The organism is Mesobacillus zeae (assembly GCF_003570705.1).
Taxonomy (GTDB): domain Bacteria; phylum Bacillota; class Bacilli; order Bacillales; family Cytobacillaceae; genus Mesobacillus_C; species Mesobacillus_C zeae.
Window position 1 is genome coordinate 1 of record NZ_QWVT01000063.1, and the last position, 13,236, is coordinate 13,236.

The 13,236-nt window shown below is 44.3% G+C and carries 13 protein-coding genes, 14 tRNA genes and 1 pseudogene; 25 read left to right on the forward strand and 3 right to left on the reverse strand.

Annotated features, from left to right (window positions below; genetic code table 11):
• Positions 1-50: 50 nt before the first annotated feature.
• The 20 genes and pseudogenes from D1970_RS21630 to D1970_RS22590 all read left to right on the forward strand — a co-directional run bounded on the left by D1970_RS21630 (position 51) and on the right by D1970_RS22590 (position 4,809).
• Positions 51-125: transfer RNA gene (locus D1970_RS21630), tRNA-Asn, on the forward strand.
• Positions 126-128: 3 nt separating this feature from the next.
• Positions 129-220 (forward strand) — tRNA-Ser (locus D1970_RS21635).
• 14 nt (positions 221-234) lie between these two features.
• Positions 235-309: transfer RNA gene (locus D1970_RS21640), tRNA-Glu, on the forward strand.
• Positions 310-314: 5 nt separating this feature from the next.
• Positions 315-390: transfer RNA gene (locus D1970_RS21645), tRNA-Val, on the forward strand.
• Positions 391-552: 162 nt separating this feature from the next.
• Positions 553-626: transfer RNA gene (locus tag D1970_RS21650), tRNA-Met, on the forward strand.
• 3 nt (positions 627-629) lie between these two features.
• Positions 630-705: transfer RNA gene (locus tag D1970_RS21655), tRNA-Asp, on the forward strand.
• A gap of 4 nt (positions 706-709) precedes the next feature.
• Positions 710-785, forward strand: a tRNA-Phe gene (locus D1970_RS21660).
• 72 nt (positions 786-857) lie between these two features.
• Positions 858-942: transfer RNA gene (locus D1970_RS21665), tRNA-Tyr, on the forward strand.
• A gap of 13 nt (positions 943-955) precedes the next feature.
• A tRNA-Trp gene (locus D1970_RS21670) sits at positions 956-1,029 on the forward strand.
• A gap of 8 nt (positions 1,030-1,037) precedes the next feature.
• Positions 1,038-1,113, forward strand: a tRNA-His gene (locus D1970_RS21675).
• A 19-nt stretch (positions 1,114-1,132) separates the two neighbouring features.
• A tRNA-Gln gene (locus tag D1970_RS21680) sits at positions 1,133-1,207 on the forward strand.
• A gap of 3 nt (positions 1,208-1,210) precedes the next feature.
• Positions 1,211-1,285, forward strand: a tRNA-Gly gene (locus D1970_RS21685).
• Positions 1,286-1,291: 6 nt separating this feature from the next.
• Positions 1,292-1,366: transfer RNA gene (locus D1970_RS21690), tRNA-Cys, on the forward strand.
• A gap of 4 nt (positions 1,367-1,370) precedes the next feature.
• Positions 1,371-1,452: transfer RNA gene (locus D1970_RS21695), tRNA-Leu, on the forward strand.
• Positions 1,453-1,689: 237 nt separating this feature from the next.
• Positions 1,690-1,909, forward strand: a pseudogene (locus tag D1970_RS23240) (tyrosine-type recombinase/integrase); the annotation flags it as partial.
• 86 nt (positions 1,910-1,995) lie between these two features.
• Positions 1,996-2,679, forward strand: coding sequence for an HAD family hydrolase (locus tag D1970_RS21705; RefSeq protein ID WP_119114923.1), 684 nt, complete (start codon positions 1,996-1,998; stop codon positions 2,677-2,679).
• Between the two features lie 123 nt (positions 2,680-2,802).
• The gene (locus D1970_RS21710; protein WP_119114913.1) at positions 2,803-3,369 is read left to right on the forward strand and encodes a DUF6241 domain-containing protein; all 567 of its coding nucleotides are present in this window, start codon (positions 2,803-2,805) and stop codon (positions 3,367-3,369) included.
• Positions 3,370-3,390: 21 nt separating this feature from the next.
• Entirely contained in the window at positions 3,391-3,963 is a 573-nt protein-coding gene (locus D1970_RS21715) for a DUF6241 domain-containing protein (protein WP_119114914.1), read from the forward strand.
• Between the two features lie 164 nt (positions 3,964-4,127).
• Complete coding sequence (locus D1970_RS21720) at positions 4,128-4,643, forward strand: DinB family protein (protein ID WP_119114915.1); 516 nt, start codon at positions 4,128-4,130, stop codon at positions 4,641-4,643.
• A 28-nt stretch (positions 4,644-4,671) separates the two neighbouring features.
• The gene (locus tag D1970_RS22590) at positions 4,672-4,809 is read left to right on the forward strand and encodes a hypothetical protein (RefSeq protein WP_181213313.1); all 138 of its coding nucleotides are present in this window, start codon (positions 4,672-4,674) and stop codon (positions 4,807-4,809) included.
• 86 nt (positions 4,810-4,895) lie between these two features.
• On the opposite strand, the gene D1970_RS21725 is transcribed toward D1970_RS22590, so the two are convergent.
• Positions 4,896-6,284 carry a M28 family peptidase gene (locus tag D1970_RS21725; RefSeq protein WP_119114916.1) on the reverse strand — a complete coding sequence of 463 codons (1,389 nt, stop codon included), beginning with the start codon at positions 6,282-6,284 and terminating at the stop codon, positions 4,896-4,898.
• Positions 6,285-6,462: 178 nt separating this feature from the next.
• Positions 6,463-7,137 carry a B3/B4 domain-containing protein gene (locus tag D1970_RS21730; RefSeq protein ID WP_119114917.1) on the reverse strand — a complete coding sequence of 225 codons (675 nt, stop codon included), beginning with the start codon at positions 7,135-7,137 and terminating at the stop codon, positions 6,463-6,465.
• Between the two features lie 99 nt (positions 7,138-7,236).
• On the opposite strand from D1970_RS21730, the gene queG reads away from it, so the two are divergent.
• From queG to prkA, 5 genes are all read left to right on the forward strand, one after another.
• Positions 7,237-8,370, forward strand: coding sequence for a tRNA epoxyqueuosine(34) reductase QueG (queG, locus tag D1970_RS21735; protein WP_119114918.1), 1,134 nt, complete (start codon positions 7,237-7,239; stop codon positions 8,368-8,370).
• Positions 8,371-8,464: 94 nt separating this feature from the next.
• Positions 8,465-9,376: an amidase domain-containing protein gene (locus D1970_RS21740; protein ID WP_119114919.1), complete on the forward strand. Its 912-nt coding sequence runs from the start codon at positions 8,465-8,467 to the stop codon at positions 9,374-9,376.
• Positions 9,377-9,438: 62 nt separating this feature from the next.
• Entirely contained in the window at positions 9,439-9,921 is a 483-nt protein-coding gene (trmL, locus tag D1970_RS21745; protein ID WP_119114920.1) for a tRNA (uridine(34)/cytosine(34)/5-carboxymethylaminomethyluridine(34)-2'-O)-methyltransferase TrmL, read from the forward strand.
• A 114-nt stretch (positions 9,922-10,035) separates the two neighbouring features.
• Entirely contained in the window at positions 10,036-10,785 is a 750-nt protein-coding gene (nfsA, locus tag D1970_RS21750) for an oxygen-insensitive NADPH nitroreductase (protein WP_119114921.1), read from the forward strand.
• A gap of 395 nt (positions 10,786-11,180) precedes the next feature.
• On the forward strand, positions 11,181-13,076 hold the full coding sequence (prkA, locus tag D1970_RS21755) for an ATP-dependent protease PrkA (protein WP_119114922.1): 1,896 nt from the start codon (positions 11,181-11,183) through the stop codon (positions 13,074-13,076).
• Here prkA and D1970_RS22670 read toward each other — a convergent pair.
• On the reverse strand, positions 13,023-13,236 hold a 214-nt coding region (locus tag D1970_RS22670; RefSeq protein WP_220453212.1), incomplete at its 5' end, for a hypothetical protein. The two genes, prkA and D1970_RS22670, sit on opposite strands and share 54 nt — an antisense overlap.

The following is a 13,236-nucleotide window of genomic DNA, read 5'->3' on the forward strand; positions in this document are numbered from 1 at the left end:
GTTTCCCCCTGTGAGAGTAGGACGCTGCCAGGCAGAACAACCACTATTATTCCGCAGTAGCTCAGTGGTAGAGCATTCGGCTGTTAACCGAACGGTCGTAGGTTCGAGTCCTACCTGCGGAGCCATATGGAGAGCTGTCCGAGAGGTCGAAGGAGCACGATTGGAAATCGTGTAGACGGTTACCGCTGTCTCAAGGGTTCGAATCCCTTGCTCTCCGCCATTTACATACTTAACGGCCCCTTGGTCAAGCGGTTAAGACACCGCCCTTTCACGGCGGTAACACGGGTTCGAATCCCGTAGGGGTCACCATATTTGGAGGATTAGCTCAGCTGGGAGAGCATCTGCCTTACAAGCAGAGGGTCGGCGGTTCGATCCCGTCATCCTCCACCATATAGCTTTTCAAATATTACCGTCGCGGGGTGGAGCAACGAGCGTTACTTCACAGAAATACTGCGAGTTGTACCGATCGAACTGCTGCCTGAATAAGCTTCAAAGATCGGGACAGTCATTGCTCTCTGTGAGCATAAGCAAGTCTATATCAAATATTACCGTCGCGGGGTGGAGCAGTCCGGTAGCTCGTCGGGCTCATAACCCGAAGGTCGCAGGTTCAAATCCTGCCCCCGCAATCTGGTCCCGTGGTGTAGCGGTTAACATGCCTGCCTGTCACGCAGGAGATCGCCGGTTCGATCCCGGTCGGGACCGCCAGTTTGGCTCAGTAGCTCAGTCGGTAGAGCAAAGGACTGAAAATCCTTGTGTCGGCGGTTCGATTCCGTCCTGAGCCACCATTTCCTATGTAAACAAATAAGATTTGTTGATGGGAATTTACTTTTCAATAAGTAATAATATGATATAATATCGGAGGGGTAGCGAAGTGGCTAAACGCGGCGGACTGTAAATCCGCTCCCTCAGGGTTCGGCGGTTCGAATCCGTCCCCCTCCACCATTTCATATTATACAGGGGTATAGTTTAAAGGTAGAACAGAGGTCTCCAAAACCTCCAGTGTGGGTTCGATTCCTACTACCCCTGCCAATATTGTGGCGATTGTGGCGAAGTGGTTAACGCATCGGATTGTGGTTCCGACATTCGTGGGTTCGATTCCCATCAGTCGCCCCATTTAATCAAATAAAAGCAATGGGCTATAGCCAAGCGGTAAGGCAACGGACTTTGACTCCGTCATGCGTTGGTTCGAATCCAGCTAGCCCAGCCATATGCGGAAGTAGTTCAGTGGTAGAATACAACCTTGCCAAGGTTGGGGTCGCGGGTTCGAATCCCGTCTTCCGCTCCAAAATTAGGCGGCATAGCCAAGTGGTAAGGCAAAGGTCTGCAAAACCTTTATTCACCGGTTCAAATCCGGTTGCCGCCTCCATTTTGCCGGTGTGGCGGAATTGGCAGACGCGCACGACTCAAAATCGTGTTCCGTAAGGAGTGCCGGTTCGACCCCGGCCACCGGTATCAATTGGTCGAAATATACTTTAAGAAAAAGGTCCCAATTCAATATTGGGGCCTTTTTTCTTTGTTTGAAAAACGATTTTTACACAAATATCGTGTACGTACCTGTCATTAAACAAGGAGGAATTAAAAATGGCAAGACGTACAAACGAATTACTATCGAGGAATTATCAATCATTAACTCAACAAAAGTGATAAAAGAGATTGATTTCAAAACGGCTCTATCTTTGAATGACATTTTACGGCAAACAAGCAGAAATAAAAGGGGTTAGGTGTTCCTGTCATACATTTTGGCATACATTCGCAAAAATAATTGTGAAAAACGGTGCAGGAATTATTTGAATTACGACAGATTCTGGGGCATACGAGTATGGAAATGGTAAGGTTTATATAAATCTTTTTAGTGATGATGTTTATGGATAAACATAGAATCTTTTCACCTTTAACTAATTTGATGTGAGAATGTAATAGGAATAAATTAGAGGCATGCTTTTTTCTATAAAGAAAAATATGAGTATCTTAAAATTGGGGAGAGTGCATACGAGAGTGATTAAAGCTGTCTTATTTGATTTAGATGGAACTTTATTAAATAGAGATGAGTCAGTAAAAATGTTCATTGAAAGGCAATATGACAGATTAAATCATCTGGTAGGTCATATTCCAAAAGAAAAGTATGTGACAAGATTTATAGAATTGGATAACCGTGGGTATGTTTGGAAAGATAAAGTGTATCAACAATTAGTTGATCAATTTAGTATTGCTGAGACAACTTGGGAAGAACTACTACAAGATTATATTAGTGAATTTAAGAATAACTGTGTTCCCTTCCCTAATCTAACTAGAATGTTGGAAGAATTGAAAAGTAATGATCTTATTTTAGGAATCATTACAAACGGATATGGACAGTTTCAGATGGATAATATTAAGGCTTTGGGTATAGATAAGTATTTTGAGGCAATTTTAGTATCTGAATGGGAAGGAATTAAAAAGCCAGACCCCCAAGTATTTAAGAAAGCATTGAAGAAACTTAATGTTTTACCTCATCAAAGTATATACGTTGGCGACCATCCTAAAAACGATGTGAAAGCATCTCAAAATGTTGGAATGAAAGGGATTTGGAAAAGAGATTATCAATGGAACAATGTTGAAGCAGAATATATAGTTGATGATTTGCTGGAAATACCTTTAATCATTGAAAAATTGAGTAAGCAAAATAGGGAGTTATATTGAGGATAAAGGAACTATTAATTAAAATTTTCAATCTATTTAACGGTGTGATAAAATGGATACTATACCCATAAAAGGATGTGCTTATGAAGGGGAATCAGCGATCAAACACTTGGGGGAAGAAATTTGAAAACAATATTGAAGTGGATTTGGGCTATCGTTTTTATTTTAATTGCTGCAGGAATTGGAACCTATGCTGTAGTAAAAAATGTCGTTAAATATGATGAGAAGCAGGTTCAAGAAAAAAGTGCCGATATAGATACCCCAAAAGAAGTAGATTCAGATATTCCAAAAGAGATCACTAAAGAAGTGATTGCTGAACAAACTGCTGCCATTGGCGGGATTCAGTATGATCTGGAAATCTCCGAAAACCCAACCCAAGAGGAAATCGTTGTTATTATGCACAAAATGACCCACCAAAAGGTAATGGCCGAGGATAAATGGGGAGCCATTCCGATGACTCCTGACACTATCAATAAAGTATTGGAAGCAGTGAATGCCAACAATTTCACCATCAAGGCTGATTTACTTCGAATTTTGGAAAAGTGGAAGAGAAGTGATTTCGATACAATTGACCTTGACCATAATTATTTTTGGGAACATCAGGGCGGAACGGTCGGTAAAGCTTATGGCAAACTAAACTCTTCAGAAGAAGCGGATTTCATTAAGAATAACTTTCAGGCAGAACAGTAATTAGACTTGGAGGAATTTAGTTTGAATAAGAAATTTGTTTATGCTGCCCTTGGATTATCTATTATTGTTGGAAGTAGCTACGTAATTTTATCTTCTAATTATACTGAAACAAAATCAGCAGCAATAAAAACAGCGAGCAGTGAACCGAAAGTTTCTTATAAGGTAAGTGACGAAGAATTATCTCAAGCGGCAAAGGAAATTGGAGAAATTAATGATGAAAAAATGTTGTTTACTAGAATGATGGAAATGACTTTCCAAAAATTAGAATGGAAGGATCATAAATTTCAAATTCCCGGTACGATTGTTGAAAAACGAATTCAAATGACTAAAGGGAATATCCAGTATATAAAGGAACGCACGAAATCTATCGAAGTCACTGAGAATAAGGAACATATTCTAGATAAGTGGACGACTGGCGACTTCAATAGTATTGAGAAAGATTTTAGAGAAATTAGAGACAGCTTGTCTCCTGGAAACGATAAATATAATCCTGAAAATGGGCCTGCAAAGAGGGCGGAGGAAAGTGAAAAGGAATATATTCAACACTTTTTCGGAGATGATGGGTTGGAACAACACAATAAGCAGTGGAAATAAGCGATAAAAGAAGGCAAGTTTTCTTGCCTTCTTTAATAGTATATAAATAAGTAGTGTCATAAAAAGGTATCCTTCCTCAATTTATGAATACGATCAAGTCCCACAATGTTTAAGAAAAATTTTCAGGTCACATTAGACAATTGATTATTCGAGGAGGATTTAGAGTGAAGCAAACTGGACTGAAATTGTATGATTATCATGTATGGGCCAACAACAAATTTTTTGTCTGCTTAAAGGAATTGCCTGAAGAAGTGTATGAACAGAATATCCAAAGCGTCTTTCCATCGATAGCGGAAGCACTGGCCCATATTTATATTGTAGATACTGTTTGGCTGGGTATAATGCGCGGTAAGGAATTTGAAGAGGTGAAGGAATCAAGTCTCAAGGCAGTAGAGGAAGTGAAAGGAAAGAGTATTGAAGAGATGGAGCAGTTATTTAAAACGGTGTCCAAACAATACAAAGAATTTTTTAAGAGTGAACACGATTTGGATAAACCAGTAGCTCCTGTACATCCACATTTTGGCCGGTTGGAAACCTCAATTACAGAATTGATTCAGCATGTTGTGAACCATGGAACCTATCATCGCGGAAATATCGCCGCCATGATCCGCCAATTGGGGCACAAGGGAGTTTCGACAGATTATATTTTTTATCTGTATGAAGAGAATGGGAAGAAGTAACTTCTGCTAAAATCCCAGGAGGAAAACAATGGATTGGTTGGTTGGAGCTGCAATTGTGCTGATGATTTTTTTCTCCATCAGCATGATTGAAAAAACTTTAAAGTCAATAAAAGAACAAAATGATACCATCATTGAGCTTTTGAAAGAATTGAATAAAAAATCCTGATAGCGTTACATACTACCAGATTAGAGTCAGTGAATTAATTGATGCAAAAAAAAGCCGGCATGTCTCTATGCCGGCTTTTCGTGCTTCTATTGCAGGTTTTGCTCGTGACGGTCTTGCGGAGCTGCTTTTTTCGGTGCCTTATTTGTTTTTGGACCCTGATTGTCTGGGTGTGCGAGGCTGTAAACAGCTGTTCCGACAATCTCCGCTACGTCGAGGAGTTTTTCCTTGCTGATTTTATCAAGGGTATCCTCAGGCGTATGGTACCACGGCTCGGTTGGCGTATGGATAAAGCTTGCCGACGGTATTCCTGCCTCAAAGAAAGGAACATGGTCGCTTCGTCCGCCAGCCTCAAGTGGCGTAGGCGTGCCGTTCAGCCGTGTGCTGGAAGATTGGGACAGCTGGGATACAATATTCGGTTTGCCATCGACTGTCTTGATGGAAAGGTCGCCAGCATCCTTACTGCCAACCATGTCCATGTTGAAGTAGCCGATAATTTCCCTGGCTTCTTCTTGTGATAGCGTGTTCACATAATGCTCTGATCCCAGCAAGCCGAGCTCTTCCGCACCGAAAGTGATGAAACGGAGCTCTGTGTCTGTTGGAATGTCTTTGAACGCGCGGGCCAGCTCTAGGGTAGAGGCAGTACCTGATGCGTCGTCATTCGCGCCAGGAGCTCCTGGGACGGAGTCGTGATGAGCTCCCATGACAACAACGCCGTCAGCCGCTTTGTTTTTATTTGTAGGAGCTTTTGTTGCAATCACGTTATGGGAAATGCGTTCTCCTGATTCCGCGCCCTCCACTTTCAGCGATGCTGTCACACTGCCTTTCCCGACAGCAGCAGCAAGTGATTCACCTTCTGCTTTTGAAAGGGAAACGACAGGAACATAGCGCTCATCCACGCCTCCAAGCGTCCCGTTTAAGGAACCTTCAGCATTATTGTAAATAATCACTCCGGCAGCTCCTTTTTCAGCTGCGTTGATGACCTTTTCACCAAATGAAATGCTGCCGCGCTGAATTAGCGCAATTTTGCCGGTCAAGTCTTTACCAGCTAACTCTTCCTTTGTTCCAAGCCCGGCATGCATTAAGTCACCGGTGATATTACCGTTTACCCCATAGGTAAACGATTCTGGTTTAAGATGATCAAATCCGGCTGCACTTAGTTCGATTTTATTTGGCGGGGTATAGCCGAAGAACGTGAACTCCTGGATTTCCGTTTTGTATCCATAGGATTCAAACTGCTCTTTTACATAGCGGACAGCGTTATCCTCTTCAGGGGTCCCGGCTACCCGTGGCGTTTGGGAAAGATAGCGGATATGGTTGTAGGTGTTTTCTACATTGAGGTTGTTGACCACCTTGTGGTCAAATCCATGCTTTGCTTGTTTTTGTACGGCTTCGACTGGTTTTGCGTAAGTGGCTGCGGGTGCAGAACTGATGATAAGCCCTGCTGCTACGGCTAGTGATACGAAAGGTTTTTTCATGAAAAGCCTCCTTGGAAAATTTTTTCAATCACCTTTCATTATATTAAATTCAGAATATTTTAAAAAGATAAGATAATACTATTTTTATAGAGAAAATAATAGAATAACACCGCTTTTAGGGCGAAAAACTAACCTAAGTCCTAGGGATTAACTCATCTTTCTTCATAAAAAAAGGATGCTATTCGCATCCAGCTAAAGTATAGCTTCCTTCTCCGCCATGAATTTGCAGGAACATCTCCATTAGCGACTCTGTCAGCTTTATTTTTTCCGCAGTATCCAAGGAAGGGCGCAGGTAGAGGATTTGCAAAACGTTTGTTGTTTCTGTCGTTACAACTGTTTTAACTGAATCAACGAACGGGCTTCCGAAAGGCCCTGATTTATCCGCTGAAACGATGAGACTGTTCAAGGAATTCTCTCTGCCATTGATCCCCTCGTAAGCTTCCCCGTCATGTCCAAGCCTTAGTTCCACATGCCCCCCGGAAAGCTTATCCTGGTCGTAAGCGCCAATCGGGAGTTGATATTTAAGCGAGAAAAAATTGTTCAAATCGACTGCGCTATGGATACTCTGTAAATAATTCTGCTTCTGTACCCTTCGGTAAAGCGCCTCAGCCGAGTGCCGGAAGCGGTTTGGATCCCTGCCGGCCTGTTTAAATACAGCCCGCCATTCCTTGATTCCTTCAAGCTCGGTCACTTTACTGTCTTCAAGGTCAAAATAAAGCGACTCCTGGAACAACTGGAGTCTTCCTTTCAGCATCTGGGGCGAGGGCCCAACCTGGACGCCCTTGTACTGGATAACCGCTGCAGAGAAACCTGGAACAGCGCTGCATAGTTTGTTTGAAACAATAATTTCCAAATCTTCCACCTCCAAAATTAGTTAAAAATAGTTTATCATATAAGGATATGCATCAATAATCAAACGCTTTTTAAGCTAGAAAGGAAAGGAGGAAGCATCATGGATATTCGGAAGCTCAAGAATGAAATTATCGATTACAGCAAATCAATCGGAATCGATAAAATCGGTTTTGCCTCCTCTTCTCCGTTTACCGAAATGAAAAACAAACTTCTTATCCAGCAGGAATTGGGATACCAATCAGGGTTTGAAGAAAAGGATATAGAAAAAAGAGTAAATCCGGCGCTCATTATGGAAGCCCCTCAATCGATTATTGCCATTGCGCTGGCCTACCCTTCCAAAATGGGAGAAAAGGTTGAAAGCAAGAAAGGCCAGAGGCGAGGTATCTTCTGCCGTGCCTCATGGGGACTCGACTACCATGTGCTCGTGAAGGAAAAACTAAAGCAGCTTGAGGCGTTCATTTCGGAAAAACTGCCCGAAGCCAGGTTCCAATCCATGGTGGATACTGGAGAGCTCGTTGACAGGGCAGTTGCTGAGCGTGCGGGAATCGGATGGAGCGGAAAAAACTGCTCCATCATTACCCCGGAATTTGGGTCGTATGTTTATCTCGGTGAAATGGTCACAAATATCCCTTTTGAAGCTGACCAGCCGCTAGAGGACAGGTGCGGTACGTGCAACAAATGTGTGGAAGCATGTCCAACCGGCGCACTTGTGCAGGGCGGGCAGCTTAATTCGCAAAGCTGTATTGCTTTTTTGACACAGACGAAAGGTTTTTTGGCGGACGAGTACAGGGAAAGGCTCGGGAACAGGCTATACGGCTGTGATTCCTGCCAGACAGCCTGCCCGGATAACAAGGGAAAGGATTTCCACTTCCATACTGAGATGGAACCGGACCCCGAAACGGTTAAACCATTGCTCAAACCACTGCTTCACATGAGCAACCGTGATTTCAAAGAAAGATTCGGCCCGCTGTCAGGCTCGTGGCGTGGGAAGAAGCCGATTCAGCGTAATGCAATTATCGCGCTTGCCCATTTTAAAGATGAAACGGCTGTTCCGGATTTAATCACTGTCATGCGTGAAGATCCACGCCCGGTCCTCCGCGGTACGGCAGCGTGGGCACTCGGAAAAATTGGCGGAGAAGAGGCAAAAGCTGCATTGCTAAAAGTAGCCGCTTCGGAAAAAGACGAAGAAGTCCTGGAGGAAATTGATAAAGGGCTGCAATTTTTTCCTATATAAGAAGAAAGACTATGGTTCCCGAAAGGGACCATTTTTTTTATGCCTGAATCGGCCGGCTTTTTCATAAATATGAAGAGGAGGGGAGGGATGACAGTTGAGAAGCCAATTGCAGAAGCAACTCGAAGGGCGGGTGCAACAGTGTGTTTCCCATACACGCGATTTTCTGCACCATTGCCCTTCCATTGAACTAAAAAAAGAATGCTGCAGCAAACGGAATGCGGAAATTGTAAAAGCTGCGGCAACAGGCAGGATTACTGAAAAAAAACAACAAGACGAATTAGGGGAAGTTTTTTACAGAGTGCACTTCCAGTACTTAATCAGACAAAAGGGAGAATTTTTCCTTGAAGAAGAGATTGAACATCGAAAAGCTGAATTTTACAAAGGGATATTGGTGGAGGACGGACTGGTCACACCGCCAGAGTATGATTTGAAAAATCCTGGAGCCGATGATGAAACGGAAACGGGGAGAGAAGCTGGCAGAGTAGTTTCTCCTAGTGGAGAAAGACAGTGGAAAGAGTATCGGTACAATCGCCTGAAAGCGGTCCAGTATGCTGAAAGATGGTGGAACGATGCCAACCCTGCCTTCAAGGACTTTGACGTGGACTGCACCAATTACATTTCCCAATGCCTGCATGCAGGGGGTGCGCCCATGCATGGCTTTCCCGGCCGGACAAATGGCTGGTGGATGCAGAACAATGATTGGAGTTATAGCTGGACAGTGGCAAACTCGCTCAGGATTTACCTGTCCAGGCCGAAGTTCGGATTGAAAGCGAGAGAAGTGAAAAGTGCTGATCAGCTCCTGTTGGGAGATGTAATCTGCTACGACTTTCAGGGAGACGGCAGGTATGACCACGCAACGATTGTGACAGCAAAGGATGCTGATGGAATGCCGCTGGTGAATGCCCATACGACAAACAGCCGGAGAAGGTACTGGGCGTATGAGGACTCGACCGCTTATACGCCCAATATCCAATATCGCTTTTTCTCGATCCTCGATAACCAATAAGAATAAGGAGCTTGTACAGGGCAATGCCAGTGGTATAATAACCTTTAGAGATTGTAATCGAGGTGAATATCGTGGCATTGCATGTCGTTCTTTACCAGCCGCAAATTCCGTCCAACACCGGAAATATTGCCAGGACCTGTGCCGCTACAGGCACCACTCTTCATTTGATCAGGCCGCTCGGATTCTCGACAGATGATAAAATGCTTAAACGCGCAGGACTGGACTATTGGGAATTTGTAACTGTGGTTTATTATGACTCGCTTGATGAGTTTCTAGAGAAAAATAAAGATGGAGAGTTCTTTTACTTATCGAAATTCGGGACGAAGCCATATACGTCTTTTGAGTACAGCGACAAAGAAAAAGAGTATTATTTCATTTTCGGGCGCGAGACGACAGGCCTTCCAAAAGAATTGATCGAGGAAAAGAAAGAGCGCTGTCTCCGCATTCCGATGACGGAACACGTTCGGTCGCTGAACCTTTCGAATACTGCTGCCATCCTTGTGTATGAGGCGCTTAGGCAGCAGGACTACCGTGACTTGAGCTAAGGTGAAGCGCCATCCCTGAACAGCCAGCCAATATAGGGTAAAATGGAGAGAACCGTAAAGGGTCTCTCTTTTCTATTTGGAAAAGGACACGGCTAATCAAGGGGGATGTTAAAAGTGAACGAGGTTATCGAGACAATCCTGAATCACCGGTCGGTACGAGGTTTTGAAGAAAGAACGCTTACCCGGGAGCAAATTGAAACAATTATAGCCGGAGCGCAGGCAGCTTCCACTTCAAGTTTCCTCCAGGCGTATTCGATTATAGGCATTACGGATGCGGACAAGAAACGCCAGCTTGCTGATACTGCAGGCAATCAAACTTATGTGGCTGAAAACGGGCACTTCTTCGTTTTCTGTGCTGATTTGCACCGCCTTCATGTCGCAGGGGTGATGGAGAACAGGGAAACCGCTTCTTCCATTGAAAGCAAAGAACAATTCATGGTGGCGTTGATTGATGCCTCACTGGCTGCCCAGAATGCGGCGATTACGGCGGAATCGATGGGCCTCGGTATTTGCTATATCGGAGGAATCCGCAACGACCTGAAGGCCGTTAAATCCATCTTGAAGACGCCTGACCATGTGATACCGCTGTTCGGAATGGCTGTGGGTTATCCCGCGCAGCATAACGACAAAAAACCTCGGCTGCCGCTGAACCACGTTTATATGGAAAACGAGTACCAGCAGAATGAAGAAAAGTTCAGGGAACAGCTGGAGGAGTACAATAGGACCATTTCCAGTTACTACAGTGAGAGAACAGAAGGAAAGAGAAACGATACATGGACAGGGCAGACAGCTAACATGCTTGAAAGAAAAACAAGGATGTATATGCAGCAGTTTGTCTGGGACCAGAAGATGGATTTAAGATAAGGGGATATCTATACAAAAAAGCTGCCTGAATGTAGGGCAGCTTTTTTGTATGTGTTCGGTATTGGTCGAGACGGAGCCCCGCTTCCGAACTTATTATTTTTTGCTTACTCCCGGCTTGTCATCGTAACCGGCTGTGAAGATGGCGGTAAGGAATGCTGCCGTAACCCCAAGTATTATAACCAGACTCATTTCAAAAAGCCCCCTTTGTTCCGTTTTTTACCCATATGAATGTATTATAGCCTAAAGCAGTCCAACTGTGAATGAAAAACATATTCCCACACTTTCTCTGTAAAAGGACAGGGGGGCAGAAGCGATGAGTTTGCATGTTCAATTTCCTTCCCGCATAGAGTGTATTAATCATCATCTCTTGATAATTGCTACACAGGGAGGTCCACATGGATATTTTAAAAAAAATTGAAATGCTGCGAGTAGAGGAAGAGAAGCTGAAGTGGGAAGGTTCGTTCAGGGAATACTTAGATATTATTAAAGAAAGGCCGCTGGTCGCACAATCAGCACATTCCCGGGTTTACAATATGATCAAGGATGCGGGGATTGAGGAAGAAAAGAGTAAGCGGGTCTATTCTTTTTTCAATAGCCAGCTGTTTGGACTTGAAGAAGCGCTTGAACGGCTGGTGGAGGAGTACTTCCATCCTGCGGCAAAAAGGCTTGATGTCAGGAAGCGTATTCTCCTTTTGATGGGCCCTGTCAGCGGCGGGAAGTCAACGCTTGTGACGATGCTGAAACGAGGGCTGGAGTCCTACTCAAGGACAGACAGAGGTGCCATCTATGCGATTAAGGGCTGCCCGATGCATGAGGATCCGCTCCATTTGATACCGCATCACCTAAGAAAAGATTTCCATGATGAGTATGGTATCAGGATAGAAGGAAATTTGTCCCCGCTGAACTCAATGCGCCTTGAGCAGGAGTATGGAGGAAGGATAGAAGAGGTTGTCGTGGAAAGGATCTTCTTTTCAGAAGATAAACGGACCGGCATTGGAACGTTCAGCCCTTCCGACCCCAAATCGCAAGACATTGCTGACCTTACCGGAAGCATTGATTTCTCGACGATTGCGGAGTTTGGATCGGAATCAGACCCGAGAGCATACAGGTTTGACGGAGAGCTGAATAAGGCAAACCGAGGAATGATGGAGTTCCAGGAGATGCTGAAATGTGATGAGAAGTTCTTGTGGCATCTGCTGTCATTGACGCAGGAAGGCAATTTTAAAGCGGGGAGATTTGCCTTGATCAGTGCGGATGAGCTCATTGTGGCACACACGAACGAGACGGAGTACAGGTCATTCATTTCCAATAAAAAGAACGAAGCACTTCATTCCCGGATCATCGTCATGCCGATTCCTTATAATCTGAAAGTAACAGAGGAAGAGAAGATTTACGATAAAATGATCAGGGAAAGCGATGTTTCAGACGTCCATATTGCCCCGCACACACTGAAGGTTGCGGCGATGTTCACGATTCTGTCCAGGATGAAGGAACCGAAGAAGGGCGACATCGACCTAGTGAAAAAAATGCGCCTGTACGACGGCGAAAGCGTGGAAGGTTATACTTCAGCCGATGTGGAGGAGCTGAAAAAAGAATACCAGGATGAAGGCATGAGCGGGATTGACCCTCGTTATGTGATCAATCGGATCTCCTCGACAATCATTCGGAAGGAAGTCAAATCAATCAACGCACTCGATGTACTGAGATCGCTGAAAGAAGGGCTCGACCAGCATCCGTCCATTTCTTCGGAGCTGCGGGAGCGTTATTTAAACTTTATTTCGGTTGCCCGGAAAGAGTACGATGATATTGCTAAAAAAGAAGTCCAAAAGGCGTTTGTATATTCGTACGAGGAATCCGCGAAGACGCTCATGGACAATTACCTGGACAATGTCGAGGCATACTGCAACAAGGCGAAGCTCCGCGATGTACTGACTGGAGAAGAAATCAATCCGGATGAAAAGCTGATGCGCTCCATCGAGGAGCAGATCGGTATTTCCGAAAATGCGAAAAAAGCATTCCGTGAAGAGATACTGATCAGGATTTCAGCGTATGCCCGGAAAGGGAAACGTTTTGATTACAATTCGCACGACCGCCTGCGAGAAGCAATCCAGAAAAAGCTATTTGCTGACCTGAAGGATGTTGTGAAAATTACAACCTCCACGAAAACACCTGATGAAACCCAACTGAAAAAGGTCAATGAAGTTGTAGCGAGGCTGATTGACGAGCACGGCTATAACTCAACTTCGGCAAACGAGCTCCTTCGTTATGTTGGCAGCCTGCTGAATAGGTAAAAAATCAATAACAAGACGAAAATCCCTTTCAGATGATAAATCTGGAGGGGATTTCTGCTTTTTGCGGCGCGATGAGTTAGCAAGATATCGACCATCCTTTTTTTGAATATCAACCAACTTTCTCAGGAAATCAACCAAGCTGGCGGGGATATCGACCAAC